Consider the following 20,049-nt stretch of genomic DNA (forward strand, 5'->3'; position numbering starts at 1 on the left):
AGGCCTTGAGGGTCTCCACCCGGCGTACAAGCCCCCGCGACATCAGCTTATCGAGCGCACGGTAGATTTGAGGAGGTCCGCCCACAGGGACGCACTCAAGCAGCGCATAAGCGGTGAGCGGGCGGCGCGCCTGTCGCAACGCATCCAGGATGCTTTCTTGGGTTACCGTCAGCGGCTTGACGCGATCCGTAGGTGACTGAGTTCGCATTTCACTATGTTATGTTATAACATAACGATTAGTTTAACCACCTCAGCCGCAAGATTCAAACTACGCAATCCGCAATCTCGCAGATCAGGATATGTTTCGGTACTCTCGCACATCAGCGCGCGCGCAGCCCGCGGCAAGCGGGCATCGTGTTTTCCAACGCGTCGCTATCGCCAGGGGAGCGCTGTATCGCCTGTCCTGGGTGGCCCTTATCCTCCTGGCGCTGTGGCTCGCCATTGCCTGGGCGATAGACGTGCCATGAATGAATACGCCATTCGCTTCTCCGACGTGACGTTGAGCTATGACCGGCATCCCGCCGTGCATCACTTGTCGGGCACTTTCGCGCGCGGCAGCCTGACCGCCATCGTGGGACCCAATGGGGCCGGCAAAACCACCCTGCTGAAATCCCTGATCGGGGAAGGCGGGCAAGTAGAAGGAGAAATCGACTACGGGTCGCTGACGCCGGAAGATTTTGGGTATTTACCCCAGGTGACAAGCATCGAACGGCAATTTCCCTTGAGCGTCGCCGATGTCGTCATCATGGGTGCATGGCGCCGCATCGGGCCATTTCGCGGCGTCACGGCCGAAACGGCCAGGCAGGCCGAGCGGGCGCTGGCCGCTGTCGGGCTGGCGGGATTCGAGCGCCGCCGTGTCGGGTCGCTTTCCGGCGGACAGATGCAGCGCGTTCTTTTTGCCAGACTGTTGCTTCAGGACGCGCGGGTTGTGCTGCTGGACGAACCCTTCACGGCCATCGATGACGCGACAACGCGCGATCTGCTGGACATTGTGCGGCAGTGGCATCGCGACGGCCGGACGGTCATCGCCGTGCTGCATGACTTCGACCAGGTGCGCGCGTACTTTCCCGAGACCTTGCTGATTTCGCGCCGCGTCATCGCATGGGGAAAAACCATGGACGTAATGACCGAGGACAATTTGCAGCGGGCCCGCGGCTTGTCCGAGGCCTGGCAGAACGGCGCGCGCGTCTGCGAGGAATCGGAGGCGCAAGCGTGAGCCTCTATGCCATTGCGATTCAGCCCTTCCTGGAATATGGGTTCATGCGCCGGGCGCTGGTGGCGTCTCTCTCGCTCGGCCTGAGCGCGGGCCCCGTCGGTGTGGTGCTCATGTTGCGCAGGATGAGCCTTGTCGGCGATGCGATGAGCCATGCCGTATTGCCCGGCGCGGCGATAGGCTTCCTTGTTTCCGGAGGATTATCGCTGTTCTCCATGGGGGTGGGCGGCGTAATCGCGGGGCTGAGCGTCGCAATGCTATCCGGCGCGGTGAGCCGTACGACGGTATTGAAAGAGGATGCCAGCTTCGCGACCTTCTATCTCGCCTCATTGGCGCTGGGCGTATTGATCGTGTCGTTACGCGGCTCGAACATCGACCTGCTGCACGTCTTGTTCGGCACGATCCTGTCCGTGGACAGGGATGCCATCCTCATGGTGGGAGGCATCACATCCTTCACGCTGATCGCGTTGGCGCTGATCTATCGGCCGCTGGCCGCCGAGTGCTTCGACCCGGCATTCCTGCGTTCGGTAAAGGGACACGGCGCACTGTATCACCTGACGTTCCTGTTTCTCCTGGTCATCAATCTTGTCGCGGGATTCCAGACGCTGGGAACGCTCATGGCCGTTGGGATGATGATGCTCCCCGCGGCGGTCGCCCAACTTTGGGGAAGAACGCTGTTCACCATGGCGGCGATTGCGGCGTTCGTCGCGATTCTGTCCGGTTATCTGGGATTGTTGTTGTCTTACCGCCTGGAGTTCGCGTCTGGACCCACGATTATTCTCGTGGCCAGCGCGATCTATGTCTTGTCGCTGCTGGCGGCGCCTTCGGGCCTGCTGATGCGACGGTTCAATCGCCCGCACTTGTCGGGCTGATGAAAAGCGAGGTCTGCATGCGTTCCAAGCCATTCTTTCGTGTCGCGCTCGGCTGCGCCGTTCTCCTGCTGGCCGGCATGCAAGCGGCCGCGGCCAGAACCATCGATGTCGTAGCCAGTTTCACGGTACTGGCCGATGTGGTGAAGAATGTCGGCGGCGACCACGTCGCCGTCAAGAGCCTGGTGCCGCCCAATGGCGATCCGCACGAGTTCGAGCCATCTCCCACCGACGCCAAGGCCATCCGCGAAGCGGCGGTAACCTTTGTCAGCGGAGAAGGCCTGGAGACATGGTTCCAGCGGCTCGCCAAGGCGTCAGGCGCCAAAACACAACCCGTCGTCGTCTCCGAGGGCATCAAGACGCATACCATGGAAGAGGACGGCAAGGTAGTCACGGACCCTCATGTCTGGAACAGCATTCCCAACGTGCTGATCTGGGTGAGCAACATCGAAGCCGCATTGGCCAAGGCCGATCCGGACGATGCGGCGGCATTCAGGAAAAACGCCGCGGCGTATCGTGAGCGGCTTGGCGCGCTGGATCAGACGATCCGCGCAAAATTCGCCAGCATTCCCGCCGGGCAGCGCAAGGTGCTGACCAGTCACGACGCGTTCGGTTATTACGGCAAGGAATACGGCGTGCAATTCCTGGCGCCTCAAGGACTCTCCACCGAAACGGAAGCGTCCGCGGCGGATGTCGCAAAACTTATCGACCAGATCAAGGCAGAACAGGTACGCGTCTATTTCATCGAGAATTCGAATGATCCTCGCCTGGTCAAACAGATCGCCCAAGCCACTGGAGCGCAGCCTGGCGGGGAGCTCTATCCGGAGGCATTGTCGGCTGCCGCCGGCCCGGCGCCGACTTATGAGCGCTTGATGCAATTCAATACGGAACAGATCGTCAAAGCCATCACGAAATGATCGCCGGGCCTCCCGCCTCCATTCAACAGGACTCGCTCGCGCGCAAGAACCGGCGGAACGCGGCCAGGGTCTCGTCGCTCACATGGTGTTCGATCCCTTCGGCATCCCGATGGGCGACATCCGGGGCGACGCCGACGGCAACCAGGAATGCCTCGCATACCTGATGCCGCTCCTTGCTCGCCTTGGCCATGGCAACACCCGCCTCCGTCAGGGAAACACCCCGGTAGAGCCTCTGCTCGACCAGGCCCAGGGTGCGCAGGCGCTTCAGCATCTTGGCGACGGTGGGCTGCGCCACATCCAGGCGCGCCGCGATGTCGACCTGGCGCGCCTCGCCGGCATCCTCGATGAGATCGTGAATCAGCTCCACGTAGTCCTCGGCGAGCTCCAGCCGATGGGCCTGCCGGACCTGCCGGAATCCCTGCGCATGCAGGGAAGCATCGACAAGCGGGGAGGCGGTCCCGGGGGGTTTGGGGGCTGTTGCCATAAGCAATCTTTGCATCCGTCGTTACCGCCTTGGAGGAGAGGCGGGTCCGCGGGATTGTAGCGTGTAGCCGTCGATTTATAGATATTGCTATATGACATAGCACTGGCTATATTATTCAATGCCCTCCGGCGTTCACGCGATCCAATTGACGAGGTATTCATGAGCACCCCTCCCGCCGACTGCAACGGGCCGGCACAAGCGGCAGACATGGCCATCCGCCCCAGTCTCGGGGCGATGAACGCCAGCGTGCGTCTCCCGGTCGGCGGCGCATGGTGGCGGCGGCTGCTCGCCTTTCTGGGGCCGGGCTACATGGTGTCGGTGGGCTATATGGATCCCGGCAACTGGGCCACCGACCTGGCCGGCGGATCGCGCTTCGGCTATCTCCTGCTGTCGGTGATTCTCCTGTCCAATCTCATGGCCATCCTGCTGCAGGCGCTTGCCGCGCGCCTGGGCATCGCCACCGGCATGGACCTGGCCCAGGCCTGCCGCGCACGCTATCCCAGAGCGATCAACCTGACGCTCTGGGCCTTGTGCGAGGTCGCCATCATTGCCTGCGACCTGGCCGAGGTCATCGGCACCGCCATTGCGCTGAACCTGCTGTTCGGCATTCCCCTGACGCTGGGCGCCATCCTGACGGCGCTGGACGTCTTCGTGGTGCTGCTGCTCATGCAGCGCGGATTCCGCTGGCTGGAGGCCTTCGTCATCGCGCTCCTGCTGATCATTTTCATCTGCTTCGGCGTCCAGATCGTACTGGCGCAGCCTGACATGAAGGAGCTATTGAGCGGGTTCATCCCCCAAGCCCGCATCGTGACCGACCCCGTAGCGCTGTACATCGCTATCGGCATCATCGGGGCCACGGTCATGCCGCACAATCTCTATCTCCACTCCTCCATCGTGCAGACGCGGGACTATCCGCGCACGGAAGCGGGACGGCGCGAGGGATTGCGGTGGGCCGTCACGGACAGCACGCTAGCGCTCATGCTGGCGCTGTTCGTCAACGCCGCCATCCTGATCACGGCGGCGGCCGTCTTCCATAAGGGGGGCCATACCGAAGTCGAGGAAATCGAGCAGGCCTATCATCTGCTGTCGCCCATGCTCGGCGTGGGCATCGCGTCGCTGCTGTTCGCGATCGCGTTGCTGGCGTCCGGCGTGAACTCCACCGTGACGGCCACCTTGGCGGGCCAGATCGTCATGGAGGGATTTCTCAACCTGCGCATCCCGGACTGGGCGCGGCGGCTGCTCACGCGCGGCGTGGCCATCGTCCCCGTCATCGTCGTGACCAGCCTGTATGGCGAAAGCGGCACCGCCAAACTGCTTGTCTTCAGCCAGGTCGTGCTATCCATGCAACTGCCTTTCGCGGTGATTCCGCTGGTGCGCTTCGTCTCGGACCGGAAGTTGATGGGGCCGTTCGCCACCGGGCGGAAAGTAACGATAGCCGCCTGGACGATTGCGGCGGTGATCGTCGTGCTCAACGCCAAACTGCTGATCGACGTCATCGCGGGATAAGCGCCGCGGCTCTTTCCCCAATCGGCGGCACATCCCGTCGGGCGCAGTGGCAAGCGCGCCCTGACGCTCGGCCCTGTCCGCGTTGCAAGAATGCAAGGTTCCACAATTCATTAATTGAAATGCAAATCATTTTTATTTATCATTCTCAGGCTGGTGTCAGTTAGCTGACCTCGCGCCGGACAAAGATCGGGCCGAGGCCATGCGGCCGGCAGCCGTCGACACCGTGCGACCGGGCATCACAAGACCCGGCGCCGCGCTCGTCGTCATGGCTCATTGCCATTCCGACCGAAGAGTTGCCTTTCCCCTCGCGAGAAGCGGGAAAGGCGCCGGGAAGTCCGATCGGCACATGGGCCAGTGAAAAATCACTCCGGGAAAGAGGAAACCTGTCATGTCCATATCCGGCATGCGCCGCGCTCGCGCGGCGCGCCCGTCCACGCGCCGCCGCTCCCCCGCGGGCGCCCCTTCTACGCGTGCATCCGGGAAAATACCTCCGCTGCCAGCGGCGTTGCGTCTGGCCTGCCATGCCGTGGTCGCCGGCGGCGTATCGATGACGGCCGCCCAGGCCCAGACAACCGAAGAGCAGTTCGACCGGCGCAATACCGTCGTCATGCCCGCCGTGAGCGTCACCGGCGAAGCCGCGCTCAACGAGCTTCCAGGCACCTATGCGGGCGGCCAGGTCGCGCGAGGCGCGCGGCTGGGCATCCTGGGGAATCTGGACGTGATGGATACCCCTTTCAACGTGACCAGCTACACCAGCGAACTGATCGAGAACCAGCAGGCCCGGACATTGGCCGACGTGCTCGCCAACGACCCTTCCGTGCGCTTCACCACGTCGAGCGGGCATGCCTATGAAAACTTCCGGATACGGGGTTTCGACGTCAACCAGAATGACCTGGCGCTCAACGGCATGTATGGCCTGCTGCCGGTCGGCCACACGCCGCTGGAGATGTTCGAGCGCGTGGAAGTGTTGAAGGGACCCAACGCCTTGTTTTCCGGCATGGCGCCCAGCGGCGCCGTGGGCGGCACCATCAACCTCGTACCCAAACGCGCCGGTGAAGACCCGCTGAGCCGCGTGTCGGTTGGTTATCAATCCGATAGCCAGTTCGGCACCCGCTTCGATCTGGCGCGCCGCTTCGGCGCGGGCAAGTCGCTGGGACTCCGCATCAACGGCGCGTTCAGCGACGGCGACACGGACCTCGATGGCCAATCGAAGAAACGCGAGTTTCTATCGGCGGCGTTCGATTACCGCGCTGGCGGCCTGACAGCGTCCATCGACACCTATTACAGCAAGGAATCGTACAGGGGCGGCACCCCGGCCATGTTCTGGATGGCCACCACCGACATCCCGCACGCCCCCGACCCTTCGGTGAACCAGTTTCCCGCCGCGCGTGGCGAACTGGAGAGCAAGGCCATCGTCGGACGCGCCGGATATGTCTTCAATTCCCATGTATCCGCCTTCGCGGGTATCGGCGTGCGCGACCACGATTACAAGGGATTCGTGAACGGCTCGCATGTGCGCAGCATCAACGCCAATGGCGACAGCTCCAACTCGGTGACCACCGCGCAACGCGGCTATGAGGACAACGTTTCGGCCGAGGCCGGCCTGCGCTTCAATTTCGATACGGCCGGCGTGCGCCACGACGTCGTGCTGCAGGCGTCACGCCTGGATAGCGACTCCGGCTCGGCGAGCGCGACGTCGTCCTTCAGGACCAATATCTACGACCCGGTCTACCATGCAATGCCGGCTGTTCCGGGGCATGCCCCCAAGACCGCCGAGAATACCCTTTCCAGCCTGGCGCTGGTGGATACGATGTCCTTCCTGGACGACAAACTGAGATTGACGCTGGGCGCGCGGCACCAGCGGGTGGAAACCAGGAACTACGGCGCGACCGGCGCCGTCACCAGTTCCTACGACAAGAGCGCGTTGACGCCGGCCGTGGGCATCGTGATCAAGCCCTGGGGACCGGACATCTCGCTCTATGCCAACTATGTGCAGGGATTGAGCAAGGGAGACAGCGTTTCCATGCCGACCTACGCCTTCAACCGCACCTTTTCGCCCTACAAGACCGAGCAGAAGGAAATCGGCGTGAAATGGGATGCCGGCGTCGTCACCAACACGCTTAGTCTCTTCGAGATAACCAAGCCCACGTTGATCATGACCAACGGCAACGAGCCGTCGGACGGCGGGGAAAAACGCATGCGCGGAATCGAATGGAACTCGTTCGGCGAACTCTCGCGCGGCATACGCGTTCTGGGCGGCGCGACGTACACGCAAGGCGTACAAACCAAGACCGCCAATGGCGCCTATGATGGCAACCGGGCAGTGGGCGCGCCGCGCTGGCAAGCCAATCTGGGCGTGGAATGGGATCCGATATGGGTGCCCGGCGTTACGTTGAGCAGCCGGATTACGGCGAACTCCAGCCAGTATCTCGATGTGGCGAATACGCAGAAGATCCCCGGGTGGGCGACGCTTGACCTGGGCGCCCGTTACGCGGCCAAGCTGTTCGGCCGCAATACCGTTCTGCGCCTGAACGTCGACAACGTATTCGACCGGCACTATTACTCCGGGTCGTTCAGCGACACCACGCCGATCGCCACGCTCGGGCTCGGCCGCACGGTAATGGCCTCGGTCACCGTTGATTTCTGATGCCGTCGGCGCCGGGGAACGCCGCCGCGCCCGGCGGCGGCGCCCCGGCGGGAGAATTTACGCCAAATGGGACTTTTCACACTTGCCGGCCTGGCCGCGACCGTCGCGGGCTGTTCATGCATTTACCTGGCGTCGGAGAACCAGCGCTGGCGTGCCCAGCCGCTTCCGCGCACGCCGGGACGTGTTGCGGGCGTCCTGTTGCTGGCGATCGCCTGGCAGGCGCTCGCGCGAGACGCCCAGGGGATAACCGCGACCTTCGTGCTCGTCACAGCCGCGATGCTGGCATTCGCCGTTCTGCCATACCTGGGAGCGATCCGCCATGCGCGAAGAAAGCCCTGAACCCGTGCGCCGCAAGCCCGCGCCGATCCGGCGCGACTGGGTCTCCAAGACGCTGGCGGGAACGTTGCTGGGCTTGACTCTCGCGATGGCCGCGAGCGGCATTTATTCGCAATTTGCCGCGAACACGCCCTTGCCCATCCGGGGGCAACTGATGATGTGGATGGTGCCGCCGATCTGGCTGGGCACGCTCTCGGGGGTGTATTTCTTCACCAGCGGCGCGCGTGCCTGGCTATGGCTGGGCAGCGCCAATGCCGCCGCCTTCTGCGCGTGGCTATTGCTGCGCATGACATAGCTTCGTCCGAGACATGAGAACGGATTACGTACGCATCTACAAATCGGTTCATACCTGGACCGGAATCGTCAGCGGCATGGCGCTATTCATTGCCTTCTATGCCGGCGCGCTTACCGTGTTCAAGGAACCGCTTACGCGCTGGGCAACGCCGCCGGCCGCGGCGGACGTCGCCCCCCTGGAGACCGCCCACGACCTGATCGTCAAGACCCTGGCCATTGCGCCCGAGGCGGCCAAGGGCTTCGCCATCCACTTGCAGGATGAAGAGCACGTGCTCGCGCGCATGGCATGGGACGTGCGGGCCCCGGACGCCGACGACCACGACGACTCGGGGACCCGCCACTTCGGAGCCGCGCTGGACGCAACCGGCGCGCCACGCGTGCGGGAAATAGAACCCTCGCCGCTGGCCGGCTTCATCGATGTCCTGCACCGGGTCGTGGGCCTGCCGGCCGACTCCGACCCGAATCGCTGGCTGATGGGCGTGATCGCCGCGCTCTACACCGTCGCGCTGGTATCGGGCGTCGTTGTGCTTCTACCCTCCCTGGTCAAGGACTTCTTCGCCTTGAGAATCGGCAAGAACCTGAAGCGCATGTGGCTGGACGCGCACAATGTCGTGGGTATCGTAAGCCTGCCTTTCCATATCGTCATGGCGCTGACGGCGGTGGTGTTCGCTTATCACGACCAGATCTATGCCATACAGGACAAGCTCGTCCACCAGGGGAAGTGGAGCCAGGCGTTCCAGCGGCAGCCGGCCGGCGCCTCGGACGCGCCGCGGCGCGATCCCGCGGCCATGCTGACGCCGGCGCAGTTGCTGCAGGCGGCCCATGCGGTGGCGCCGGATCTGGAACCGACGATGTTGCAGTACCAGGGGGTCACCGGGCCGCGCGCGGTGGTCCGTGTATGGGGCAAGGATACGGCGGCGGTGTCACCCCGCGCCATGGGCGGCTTCGCGGCCTTCGATCCCTATAGCGGCAAGCTCCTGAACACGGATTATCTGCCGGGACGCCAAAACACCCCTAACCTCTTCATCAGCAGCTTCTTCGCCTTGCATATGGCCTCTTTCGGCGGCGTTGAGGTGGCGTGGCTGTATTTTCTTCTTGGCATGGCGGGCGCCTGGCTGTTCTACAGCGGCAATCTGCTATGGATAGAAAGCCGCCGCCGCAGGGCCGCCCGCAATCAGGTCGAGGCCCCGGCGCAACGCCTGGACACCCGCCTGATGGCCGCGGCCACCGTGGGAGTCTGCCTGGGCAGCGTCTGCGGCATTTCCCTGACCATCGCCGCCGGCAAATGGCTATACGGTTCCGTGCAGGACCTGGCGTTCTGGCATCAACTGATTTACTACGCCATCTTCTTCGGATGCGTGGCGTGGGCCTTCGGACGCGGCGCGGCCGCCGCCTCGGTGCATCTGCTGTGGCTGGCCTGCGCGCTGACGCTGTGCATTCCGCTGACGACGTTGCTCGGCTGGTGGATGCCTGGCGCGGGACCCTGGACGGATACGTCGACGGCGGCCTTGGGCGTCGATGCCACGGCGCTCGCGGGCGCGCTGTGCTTCGCCTGGATGGCGCGCATTGCGCAACGCCGGATCGAGCGAGCGCCGGGCGACACCGTCTGGTCCCTCCATCCACGGGCAGCCGGAGGACAACGGCGCCCATAACGGAATCGATGCTTGTTTCGCTGTCCTCGGCACCGGTTAAGCGTGCCTGCATGGGCCCGCCTGCGCTGATACGGAATATGCGATTCCAGGCTAGACCGACACAGACCTTATCGTTGCGCGGCGCCGCGCCTTTTCCGCTCATGGAAGACGACCGGCCTGGCATCGTCCGGCGCTGGCGTGGCCGCGGAGCCGCAACTGCCGCAAGTCCCGCAACCGTCGCCGCAATTGCCCGTCGCTTGCCGGGGCCTCAGCCAGATCCCGAAACGGCGCACGGCCCCGGGGCGCCCGGGCCGGCTCAATGCCGTTGCGACGCGAGCCTGCATGCGCGTGCTCAGATGGGGCGCCAGCTTGCGCAAGACCTTTATTGCGCTGGCCAGCACGATAAGGGCCAGCACGACGTACTGCCAGGACGCGGAGGCATGACCGGCAAGGCTCATGTCAGCCACCTCGCCACATGGTAGGTGACGAAAGCCGCGACGTAAGCCACCACGAACATGTAGCCAAAGGAAATCCAGACATTGCGCCACGAGCCCGTTTCGCGGCGGATCACGGCCAGGGTGGACATGCACTGGGGCGCGAAGGCGAACCACGCCATCAGGGACAACGCGCTGGCCACCGAGAAATTCGCCGCCAGCGTCGTGGCCAGGCCGGCGGTCTGATCGCCGGCCACGCTGTAGACGGTGGCCAGGGCGGCGACCGCCGTTTCGCGCGCGGCGAAAGCAGGAATGAGCGACAGGCTGATCTGCCAGTTGAAGCCGAGCGGGGCGAAGATGGGTTGCAGGAAGCGTCCCAGGTAGCCGGCGAAGCTGTACTCGATCGCCGGCCCCGTGGCGCCCGCGGGCGGCCCGGGAAAAGCCGAGATGAACCACATGAGCACCGTCAGCGCGAGGATGACGCCGGTCAGGCGTTTCAGGAAGATCCAGCCGCGCTCCCACAGCCCGATCGCCAGGTTGCTCGGCTTGGGCAGCCGGTAGGAAGGCAGCTCCATCAGCAACGCATGCTCGCGCCGGTCGCGCCGCAGGCGCTTGGCCGCATACGCCACCGCCGCCGCGCCGGCAATGCCCGCCGCATAGAGCGCGAACAGCACCAGCCCCTGCAGGTTGAAGCCGCCCAGGATCCGGCGCTCCGGCACGAAAGCGCCGATGAGCAAGGCGTAGACCGGCAACCGCGCCGAGCAGGTCATCAGCGGCGCGACCAGGATGGTGACCAGCCGGTCGCGCGGATCCGGAATGCTGCGCGAGCCGATGATGCTGGGGATGGCGCAGGCGAAGCTGGACAACAGCGGGATGAAGGCGCGGCCCGTCAAGCCCACCGACACCATCACCCGGTCCAGCAGGAAGGCCGCGCGCGGCAGGTAGCCGGACTCCTCCAGCACCAGGATGAAAAAGAACAGCACCAGGATTTCCGGGAGAAAACCCAAGACGGTGCCGAGGCCGCTGAAAATGCCGTCGACCAGCAACTCCTTCAACGGCCCGTCCGGCAAGGAAGCCGTGGCGGTCTGGCCCAGCCAATCGAAGCCGTCGCCGATCATGTCGGTAACCGGCTTGCCGCCCGCGTACACGGCCTGGAAGACGAGGAACATGACGGCAGCCAGGATCAACAGGCCGAACACCGGGTGCAGGGCCCATCGGTCCAGGGTATCGTCCAGCGTCGAGGTCGCCCGGGGCATGCGGACCGTAGCCGCGAGCAGCGCGCGGACTTCGGCGTGCGGGTCCGTTAGCCCGCCTTCGCCACGCGGGGACGCCGCGGGCGGCGGCGCATCGAGGCGCTCGATCAAGGCGCGCGCGCCGTTGCGCCGCACCGCGACCGTCTCCACCACGGGCACGCCCAGGCGGGCCTGCAGCGCCGGGACGTCGATGGCAATGCCGCGGGCGCGCGCGGCGTCCATCATGTTCAGCGTCAGTACCATCGGCAGGCCCAGCCGCCGGACTTCCAGGAACAGGCGCAAATGCAGGCGCAGGTTGGTCGCGTCGGCCACGAAGACGATGAGATCCGGCCGCGCCTCGCCGGGGTAGCGCCCGGCCAGCACGTTGTGGGTGATCTGCTCGTCGGGACTGGCGGCATCGAAGCTGTAGGTGCCCGGCAGGTCCAGCACCCGCGTCAACCGCCCGGCGGGCGTGGTGAAGCGCCCTTCCTTGCGCTCTACCGTCACGCCGGCGTAATTGGCCACCTTCTGCCGTCCGCCTGTCAGCAAGTTGAACAGGGCCGTCTTGCCGCAATTGGGATTGCCGACCAGGGCGATGCGCAGGGCGGTGTCAGCCATGGACCACCTCACGCACGGCCACGCGGGCGGCCTCCGTGCGCCGCAATGCGAAGCGCGTGGAACCGATGACGATCAAAAGGGGATCGGCGCCCACCGGCCCGAATGCCGCCACGCGCACGGCCTCGCCTTCAACGAAGCCCAGGTCGGCCAGGCGCTGGCCGATGGCGTCTTGCTTACCTTGGTGAACGATGTGATCCACGATGGCGGAGGCGCCCTTGGGCAGATCGGACAGAAACATGGGTTGAGAATGCGGCATGGCGAAAGGAATAGGAATCTTTCTGATTCGATAGTGCGACGGAATTTCGGTTCCGTACAGAATTGTTACCGTGAACGCGGAACCGAAGGCGCGTAGGCGCCGACGCAGCCCTGACCAACGGCGGCATCGGCCCAGGGTTCGATCGGGCGCCACGGGAACTCCCGCAGCCACCCGCGCCTTGTCGACGTCAGGGCTTGGTAGCGTTCGCCGGCCTCACGCTGCATTGCACATTCAGGCTTTGCCCGCCCTTGAACAGCAGCGATATGGGCAGGACGTCCCCCACTTTGACTGTCTTCGCTGGTTTTTCAAGCATGATGTGATAGCCGCCCGGCGAAAACCGGCGCTGCTGGCCCGGCGCGATGTCGAGGCCCTGCACCATGGCCATCGTCGAGCGATTCTGCTTATCGGTCGTGGTCTGGTGCAGCATTGCCATGCCATAGGCGTCGGCGTGTATGCCGGTCAAGGTCACCGTCCGCGCACCGCCATTCCTGATCGTCAGGTACCCGCCGGCGGGCAGGCCAGCGGGCAGCAAGCGGATCCAGCAATCGCTGGCCGTGACGCCGGCCGGCGGCGTGGCTTCCGCTGCCGGCTGCATCGCGATACCGTGGCCGGAACCCTGCTGCATTCCCGCCATATCGGCGGCATGCGCAAGGGGCAGCACGGCGATGGAGAGCAGCGCGGCGGATACGAGTGTCTTCATCTTCATGGTGGAACTCCTCTATCGAAAGTGCCGCCGCCAGCGCCAGGCGCGGACCTCGCGGCGGCGGCGGCTTCATGCGCTTGCGCGCGGTGGGGAAATCAATACCTCACACTGATCCGGGCCCAGACGGTGCGCCCCGGCTCGTTGACAGCGGTCGTGCCGGAATACCCGAAACCCGCATCCCCCGCGAGATTCAAATGCTCGCTGTAGGCCTTGTTCAGCACATTGTCGACGCCCAGGGTCAGCTTGACCTTCTTGTTGAAGGCATAGCCGCCATTGAGCGACAAGACGCCGAATCCGGCGCTCGGGCCGAAGTCCTTGCCCACGACGTTGCCCTCGTTCAACGCATACCGCTTCTGCGGCGCGACCAGGCGCCAGAGCACGCCGGCCGACCAGGTGCCGTCGTCGTAGGCGGCCGACAGGCGCGCCTCCAGCGGCGGGATCTGCGGCAGTGGCCTGCCGTCGCTGCTGTTCCTGGCCCAGGCGTAGGCCAACGTGGCGCCCGTGGTCCATCCCGGCGCCAGCTTGTAGCTGGTCCCGAACTCGCCGCCGAAGGTATAGGCGTCCACGTTCACGGCCTGGGAGGTGTCGCCCATCATCCCGCCCGACGAGTACTTGAACAGGATGAAGTCCTTCACGTAGCCGGCGTAACCCGAGAACCAGGCATCCAGCTTCCCGGTCTTGTATTGCGCGCCGAAATCCAACTGAGTCGTCTTCTCGGGCTTGACGCCCCTGAATGCGTTGACGGATCCGTCAGGACCGCTACCCGGCGAGAACAACTCCCAATAATCCGGGAAGCGCTCCACATGCCCCAGCCCGACATACCAGGTCGCGGGCAACGCGGCGAGATCCTGTTCGTAGCGGAGGAAACCGCTGGGCAGCGTATCCGTGCGGCGGTCCCCCTGCGTCGGATTGGGCATGGCCATCATCGATCCGTCGTCGGCACGGAAATCCTTCGCGCGCGCCCAATCGACGCGCGCGCCGCCGATGACGCGCTGACGCTCCGCCGCGTGCCAGGTGAGCTCGCCAAACAGGCCCGTGTCGTCCATGGTCGCATCCTTGATCCAGGGATAGTTGCGATACGAGTCCGTATCGGTGCCGTCCCGGGAGCGATGGCGGCTGGACTGGAAATCCAGGCCCGAGACCAGGCTGACCTGCTCTCCCAGATTCCACGTCGTCGCGAAGCGGCCGCCCCATGTCGCGCGATCGACGTCCGCGGCCATGGCCATCGGCATGCTGCTCATGGGGTCGGGCGCACGCAGCGTGAAGTTGTCCATCACGTGGTCGACGTGGTTGTAGTAGATCTGGGCTTCGATCTTGTCCAGCGCGGTACCTATATTCTTCTTCTCGAATCGCAAGCCGACGCTTTCCCGCTTGAATTGCGAGCCGTCCATGCTGCGCCCGGCGTAGCGCGCCTCGCCGTCGCCCGCGCCCGCGGTCAGCTCGAGCAGCGTATTCGCGTCGGGGGTAAAGCCGACGGCCACGTCGGTATTCCATTTGTCCCAGCGCGACGGCACTCGATCGCCATTGCCGTCCTTGTAGTCCTGGGAATGCGAGTGGTTGGCGGTCACGCGGACATAGAACTTCTCATTGCCCGCCGTGAGGTCGGCGGCCTGATCATTCCGGCCGAAGGATCCCGCGGTCAGGCTTCCGTCGAAACGAACACCGGGTTCGGTAAAACGAGGCGTATCGCGGTCGAACTTGATCGTGCCCGCGGACGAGCCTGGGCCCCAGATCACAGTTTCCGGCCCCTTGATGACGGTCAACCTGTCGAAGTTCTCCGGGGAGATGTACGAAGACGGCGCATCCATGCGGTACGGGCAGGCGCCAGGCATGGACGTGCCATTGGTCAATACATTTAGCCGCGAGCCGAACATGCCGCGGAGCACGGGATCGCCATTGGTCCCGCCGTTGCGGATGGCCGAAAACCCGGGAATGGTCTTCAAGTAATCGGTGCCATCGCTTGCCGGTAAGGGCTGGCGCGGCAGCTTCGGGTCCGTGACGAACGTAAGCGGCGAACTCGGCTCCACCGCGGTCACGACGACGGGATCCATCGTCCGCACACTGTCGTCCGGGCTTTGGGCGGAGGGTGCCGATTGGGACTGGGCGAGGCAGGGATATACGCTGGCCAGCGCGAGATAGACGCAGGCCAACGGCAATGTCGTTTGGTTTTTTTTCATGGGAGTTCAGGGCGCGCGTGCATACGCCGCAAAGCTTGCGGCAACGCACGGACGCGATCGCAATGCAGGACGCCCGTCCTGCCGGCGTGCCGGATGGACGGATTCGATAAGGAGCGGGAATATCAGGCCGCGGGGGGCCCGCGCGGCCGTCCTGGCGATCGCGCAAGCAGATCGCTGGGCAGTGTCTCGGCGATAGGCTGCGCCCGGAATGGCGGGACAGGAAGAGGCGGCAGGGCCCAGGCGAGCAGATACAAGCCCGGCAATACCGGGGCGCCGAGCATCGCGCATCCTGGCGCGCAGCAATGCGGCAACATGCCGGCGTGGGGGTTGGCGGAGCTGGCCCTACTACTCGGCGACGACTCCGCATCCAGCGTCACCACACGGGGACCGCTGGCAGTGCAGACGATGATGGTCGAGCCGGAGCCGGACGATGCGATCGTCACGGATCCCAGCGCCGATGCGGCGGCCCAGGCATGAAAGGCGAGCAGGAACGCCGCGACGAACGCGAAGCGTGATCCATATCGGCTTTCGATAAGCGCCATCGTCCGTTCTTCCATGAAGAATGCGCGGATAGTAGCATGGCCATTTCATGATGTATTGGCCCTTCCTGCCGCTCGTCCGGCGCAACACTCGGGAAATCGAGGTCTGACAGATCAGAGCCTGACGGCCCCCAGCATCAGCAGCTTGAACGCCAGCGCCAGGATGCCGGCGGCGGCCACGCCGCCCATCCAGAGCACGATCATCCATGCAAGGCCACGGACACGCGACGGCATCAGTGATAGCCTCCGCCGGCGGCGACCTTGCCGCGGAAGACCCAATAGGACAACGCGGTATAGGCCAGGATGACGGGCAGGACGATGGCAACGCCCACCAGCGCGAAGGCCTGGCTGGAGCGCGGCGACGATGCCTGCCATATGTCCATGGCGCCCGGCAGGATATAGGGAAAGATGCTCAGCATCAGGCCGCTGAAGCCGAGGAAGACGATGGCCACCGCATACGCGAAGGGCTGGCGATCGCGCCGCTGCCGAACCGCGCGGAAGATGCCCCAGACCGCCAGCGCCAGCAATACCGGGACGGGAAGGAAGTACGGCAGGTTCGCGCCGTCGAACCAGCGCGCGGCCACGTGCGGTTGCGTGGCCATCGTCCACAGGCTGACGATGCCGATGGCAAGGAGCAACAGCAGCGCCAGCGGACGCATGACGGCGTAGAGCTTGCGCTGCAACTCGCCTTCGGTCTTGCCCAGCAGCCAGCCGCATCCCAGGCAGGCATAGGTTATGCACAGGCCGAGGCCGCAGAACAGGCTGAAGGGCGAAAGCCATTCCATGCCGTTGCCCGCGTACCGGCCTCCGTTCATCGGAATGCCTTGCAGCAAGGTTCCCAGCACCATCCCCTGGCAGAAAGTGGCCACCGCGGAGCCGCCCATGAAAGCGATGTCCCACGCATGGCGCGTGCGATGCGCCTTGGCGCGCAGCTCGAAGGCGGCGCCGCGGAAAATCAGTCCGCACAGCATCACGATGAGCGGCACGTAGGTCGCGGAAAGCAGTCCGCCATAGACGGCCGGAAAGGCGGCGTACAGCCCTGCCCCGCCCAGCACCATCCAGGTCTCGTTGCCGTCCCACACGGGCGCGACGCTGTTCATCATGAGCTGCCTGTCCTGCTCGGCGGGCAGCAGCGGATACAGCAGGCCGATGCCGAGGTCGAAGCCATCGAGGACGACGTAGATGAATACGCCGAGCGCGATGATGACGGCCCAGGTCGTGGACAAATCGATATTCATGGCTTCCATTTCCAGATAACGCGATCAACCTTCGGCGACGGGCCGAATGGCGGCGGCCAGCGTATCGTGCGCCAGGGCGGGGGGATACGCGGATCCCTGCCCGGTCTGGGGCGCAACCGGCTGCGGGCCCTTGGCGAGCAGCTTCAACAGGTAGTAGATGCCGCCGCCGAACACGACGAAATACACGACGACGAACAGGAGCAGGGAGGCGCCGAGCTGCTGGACGCCGACGGGACCGATGCCCTGGGCGGTGCGCATCAGCCCGTACACCACCCACGGTTGGCGGCCGACCTCGGTGGTCACCCACCCCGCCAGCAAGGCGATGAGCCCGGACGGTCCCATGGCCACGGCGAAGCGCAGGAACCAGCGCGACTCATACAGGCGCTGCCGGCGGCGCAGCAGCGCGCCGCCCACGCCGAGCAGCAGCATCAGCGTGCCCAGGCCGGCCATGATGCGGAAACTCCAGAAGACGATGGTGGAATCGGGCCTGTCCTCCGGCGCGAACGACTTGAGCCCCGCGATCTTGCCGTCCCAGCTATGGGTCAGGATCAGGCTGCCCAGGTGGGGGACTTCCAGCGCATATTTGGTGCGTTCCTGCGCCATGTCCGGAATGCCGAAGACGTTCAAGGGCGTGCCGTTCTCATGGGTTTCCCACAGTCCCTCGATGGCCGCGATCTTGGCGGGCTGGTGTTGGAGCGTATTCAGGCCATGGGCGTCGCCGACGACGATCTGCAGCGGCGCCAGCACCAGGATCAGCCAGAGCGACATCGAGAATGCCCGGCGCACCGCCTCGCGACTACCCTTGCGCAGCAGATGCCAGGCCGAGCCGGCGCAGACGATCAGCGCCGCGACCAGGAAAGCGGCGAGCCCCATGTGCGCCAGCCGGTAAGGGAAGGAAGGGTTGAAGACGATCTGCCACCAATCTTCCGGCACGATGCGTCCCGCCTCGATGCGCACGCCTTGCGGGGTCTGCATCCAGCTATTGGACGACAGTATCCAGAACATCGAAATGAGGGTGCCGACCGCGACCATCAGCGTGGCGCCAAAGTGCGCCTTGGGGCCCACACGTTGCCAGCCGAAGAGCATGATGCCCAGGAACCCGGCCTCCAGGAAAAACGCCGTGAGGACTTCATAGGTCAACAGCGGTCCCGTCACCGCGCCGGCGAAATCGGCGAAGCCGGACCAGTTCGTGCCGAACTGATAGCTCATCACCACGCCGGACACCACGCCCAGGCCGAACGACAAGGCGAAGACCTTGGACCAGAAGAAGTACATCTCCTTGTAGACCTCGCGCCGGGTCTTCAGCCATGCGGCTTCCAGCACGGCGAGGAAGCTCGCGAGGCCGATGCTGATGGCGGGGAAAACGATATGGAACGAGACGGTGAACGCGAACTGGAAACGCGCCAGGTCGAGGGCGGAAGGCGAGAACATCATGACATCCGAAAGGAATGAAGGCACTCGCGCGGCCTGACTACAACGATCGAAAACCGCTTCGAGGCATGTCGAAATTCTATGCTGCCTTGCACAAGACCAGCCATTGGACAAATTGTCCCAAACACATTTCAGCGTGGTCGACATTGACGATGCGCAAGCTTCGTCGCGCCGATCGGGTGTCGAAGCGGCGTGCATGACGCCCTGCGATGATCGGCGATATCGCGGCGCCCGTCACTTCATGCCGTGGCCGGGCTCGCGTCCTGGCCGAGGACGTCGATAGACCGCAGCCGCGATGGCGCGGAGAAGGCGATGATTCCCAACTGGATCGCAAAGCCGATGGCCACGCCGATCAGGCAGCTCGCGACGCCAAACCTGGCGCTCAGCCAGGCTCCCAGTACCGCGCCCAACGGCCGCGCGCCGAAGGTGGCGGTCATGATGACGGACGACACCCGGGCAACGAGCCCGCCGGGCGTGACGATCTGCCGCAGCGAGGTGGTGGAGATGGTCCAGACGATGGGCCCGAAGCCGAAGAGGAAGAAGGACGCGAAGACGATGGCGCGTTGCGGCGAGAATAGCGTGCCGGCCATCATAAGCGCCGCCATGGCCGCGCACGCCGGCCCCAGCAGGATCTGCCGGCCGAAGCCCAGGCGACGGGAGACAACGGGATACAGGAATGCGCCCGCGACCATGCCGAATCCGTACGTGCCGAGCGCCGCCCCGACTTCGGCCGCGCTGAACTGCAAGCGGTTGATCGCGTAGTACGCGAAGATGGCCAGCAGCAGGTACCAGGAGGTGTTGAACACGAAGGCCGTGGCGACGATGGGGCGCAGGTAGCGGTTGCGCGCGATGAAGCGAATGCCCTCGGACAACTCTTGCAGAAGATGCCGGTTGGAAGGCGGCTGTCGCGTTTCGTCCGGCAGCTTCGCCAGGCACCAGACACTGGCGATGGAAAGCACGAACGCGGCCAGGAAGGCGAATATCCCCGAGGCCCAGCCGGCCAGGATGCCGCCGACCGACGGGCCGGCGGTGAACGCAATGCTCCGGGCGATTTCCAGCCTGCGGTTGGCTGTCAGCAGCTTGTCCGTCTCGACCATCGTAGCGACCAGCGCGGGCGCCGCGACGCTGTAGACGACGGTTCCCGTGGCGATCGCGAAGCCCAGGCCGGCCAGGCCATACAGCCCCAGGACATGGGCGTGGAACGAAGCGAATAGCAGGAAGAGCGCCGCCGCGCGGATCAGTTCGGTCGCGATCATGAGCTGCTTGCACCGGCACCGGTCGGCCAGCAGCCCCGCCGGAATCGACAGCAGCAGGAAAGGAAGCGTATTGATGGCCTGCAGCGCGGCCGACTGCTCCGCGGAAACGCCCATGGCGACGACGGCGAGAATGGGGATGGCCGCGATCGCCATCTGCTCGCTGAACTGGGCCGCCAGGTTGGAGTTGGAGAGATGGCGGATGGTGATGTCCGGATTATTGCCAGGCACTTTTGCTTCCCGATTCGATCTGAACTGCTGGCGCGAGTCT

General features: G+C 64.7%; 19 protein-coding genes. 8 read left to right on the top strand and 11 right to left on the bottom strand.

Going from position 1 to position 20,049, the window contains the following annotated elements:
- The first annotated feature begins 463 nt into the window (after positions 1-463).
- Genes CAL29_RS23605 through CAL29_RS23615 form a run of 3 tightly spaced genes read left to right on the top strand, consistent with a single transcriptional unit; the run spans position 464 to position 2,999 of the window.
- On the top strand, positions 464-1,216 hold the full coding sequence (locus tag CAL29_RS23605; protein WP_094855386.1) for a metal ABC transporter ATP-binding protein: 753 nt from the start codon (positions 464-466) through the stop codon (positions 1,214-1,216).
- Positions 1,213-2,085: a metal ABC transporter permease gene (locus CAL29_RS23610; RefSeq protein ID WP_094855387.1), complete on the top strand. Its 873-nt coding sequence runs from the start codon at positions 1,213-1,215 to the stop codon at positions 2,083-2,085. The genes CAL29_RS23605 and CAL29_RS23610 overlap by 4 nt, the downstream gene beginning before the upstream one ends.
- 17 nt (positions 2,086-2,102) lie before the next feature.
- Positions 2,103-2,999 carry a metal ABC transporter solute-binding protein, Zn/Mn family gene (locus tag CAL29_RS23615; RefSeq protein ID WP_094856868.1) on the top strand — a complete coding sequence of 299 codons (897 nt, stop codon included), beginning with the start codon at positions 2,103-2,105 and terminating at the stop codon, positions 2,997-2,999.
- Positions 3,000-3,021: 22 nt separating this feature from the next.
- Here CAL29_RS23615 and mntR read toward each other — a convergent pair whose 3' ends face one another.
- Entirely contained in the window at positions 3,022-3,483 is a 462-nt protein-coding gene (mntR, locus tag CAL29_RS23620; protein ID WP_179284154.1) for a manganese-binding transcriptional regulator MntR, read from the bottom strand.
- 159 nt (positions 3,484-3,642) lie between these two features.
- On the opposite strand from mntR, the gene CAL29_RS23625 reads away from it, so the two are divergent.
- The 5 genes from CAL29_RS23625 to CAL29_RS23645 all read left to right on the top strand — a co-directional run bounded on the left by CAL29_RS23625 (position 3,643) and on the right by CAL29_RS23645 (position 9,918).
- The gene (locus tag CAL29_RS23625; RefSeq protein ID WP_218831890.1) at positions 3,643-4,989 is read left to right on the top strand and encodes an Nramp family divalent metal transporter; all 1,347 of its coding nucleotides are present in this window, start codon (positions 3,643-3,645) and stop codon (positions 4,987-4,989) included.
- A 547-nt stretch (positions 4,990-5,536) separates the two neighbouring features.
- Entirely contained in the window at positions 5,537-7,636 is a 2,100-nt protein-coding gene (locus tag CAL29_RS23630) for a TonB-dependent receptor (protein ID WP_179284155.1), read from the top strand.
- A 66-nt stretch (positions 7,637-7,702) separates the two neighbouring features.
- Positions 7,703-7,975, top strand: coding sequence for a hypothetical protein (locus CAL29_RS23635; protein WP_094855391.1), 273 nt, complete (start codon positions 7,703-7,705; stop codon positions 7,973-7,975).
- Positions 7,956-8,267 carry a hypothetical protein gene (locus tag CAL29_RS23640; protein WP_094855392.1) on the top strand — a complete coding sequence of 104 codons (312 nt, stop codon included), beginning with the start codon at positions 7,956-7,958 and terminating at the stop codon, positions 8,265-8,267. Before CAL29_RS23635 ends, CAL29_RS23640 begins: the two co-directional genes overlap by 20 nt.
- 13 nt (positions 8,268-8,280) lie before the next feature.
- Entirely contained in the window at positions 8,281-9,918 is a 1,638-nt protein-coding gene (locus CAL29_RS23645) for a PepSY-associated TM helix domain-containing protein (RefSeq protein WP_094855393.1), read from the top strand.
- Between the two features lie 107 nt (positions 9,919-10,025).
- Here CAL29_RS23645 and CAL29_RS32310 read toward each other — a convergent pair whose 3' ends face one another.
- The 10 genes from CAL29_RS32310 to CAL29_RS23680 all read right to left on the bottom strand — a co-directional run bounded on the left by CAL29_RS32310 (position 10,026) and on the right by CAL29_RS23680 (position 20,009).
- The gene (locus CAL29_RS32310) at positions 10,026-10,355 is read right to left on the bottom strand and encodes a DUF6587 family protein (protein WP_373559805.1); all 330 of its coding nucleotides are present in this window, start codon (positions 10,353-10,355) and stop codon (positions 10,026-10,028) included.
- Positions 10,352-12,181 carry a ferrous iron transporter B gene (feoB, locus tag CAL29_RS23650; protein WP_094855394.1) on the bottom strand — a complete coding sequence of 610 codons (1,830 nt, stop codon included), beginning with the start codon at positions 12,179-12,181 and terminating at the stop codon, positions 10,352-10,354. Before feoB ends, CAL29_RS32310 begins: the two co-directional genes overlap by 4 nt.
- Positions 12,174-12,419, bottom strand: a complete 246-nt coding sequence (locus tag CAL29_RS23655; RefSeq protein ID WP_094855395.1) for a FeoA family protein — start codon at positions 12,417-12,419, stop codon at positions 12,174-12,176. The genes feoB and CAL29_RS23655 overlap by 8 nt, the downstream gene beginning before the upstream one ends.
- A gap of 205 nt (positions 12,420-12,624) precedes the next feature.
- Positions 12,625-13,143 carry a copper chaperone PCu(A)C gene (locus CAL29_RS23660; protein ID WP_094855396.1) on the bottom strand — a complete coding sequence of 173 codons (519 nt, stop codon included), beginning with the start codon at positions 13,141-13,143 and terminating at the stop codon, positions 12,625-12,627.
- A gap of 92 nt (positions 13,144-13,235) precedes the next feature.
- The gene (locus CAL29_RS23665; protein ID WP_094855397.1) at positions 13,236-15,317 is read right to left on the bottom strand and encodes a TonB-dependent copper receptor; all 2,082 of its coding nucleotides are present in this window, start codon (positions 15,315-15,317) and stop codon (positions 13,236-13,238) included.
- Positions 15,318-15,439: 122 nt separating this feature from the next.
- The gene (locus CAL29_RS31400; RefSeq protein WP_143277732.1) at positions 15,440-15,874 is read right to left on the bottom strand and encodes a hypothetical protein; all 435 of its coding nucleotides are present in this window, start codon (positions 15,872-15,874) and stop codon (positions 15,440-15,442) included.
- Positions 15,875-15,970: 96 nt separating this feature from the next.
- Positions 15,971-16,090 (bottom strand): DUF2474 family protein, encoded by a 120-nt coding sequence (locus tag CAL29_RS31405; RefSeq protein WP_179284156.1) that lies wholly within the window; start codon positions 16,088-16,090, stop codon positions 15,971-15,973.
- Positions 16,090-17,094 (bottom strand): cytochrome d ubiquinol oxidase subunit II, encoded by a 1,005-nt coding sequence (cydB, locus tag CAL29_RS23670; RefSeq protein ID WP_094855398.1) that lies wholly within the window; start codon positions 17,092-17,094, stop codon positions 16,090-16,092. The genes CAL29_RS31405 and cydB overlap by 1 nt, the downstream gene beginning before the upstream one ends.
- A 24-nt stretch (positions 17,095-17,118) precedes the next feature.
- Positions 17,119-18,525 carry a cytochrome ubiquinol oxidase subunit I gene (locus CAL29_RS23675; protein WP_218831933.1) on the bottom strand — a complete coding sequence of 469 codons (1,407 nt, stop codon included), beginning with the start codon at positions 18,523-18,525 and terminating at the stop codon, positions 17,119-17,121.
- 239 nt (positions 18,526-18,764) lie between these two features.
- Entirely contained in the window at positions 18,765-20,009 is a 1,245-nt protein-coding gene (locus CAL29_RS23680; RefSeq protein ID WP_256977694.1) for an MFS transporter, read from the bottom strand.
- Positions 20,010-20,049 lie beyond the last annotated feature (40 nt).

The organism is Bordetella genomosp. 10 (assembly GCF_002261225.1).
Classification (GTDB): domain Bacteria; phylum Pseudomonadota; class Gammaproteobacteria; order Burkholderiales; family Burkholderiaceae_B; genus Bordetella_C.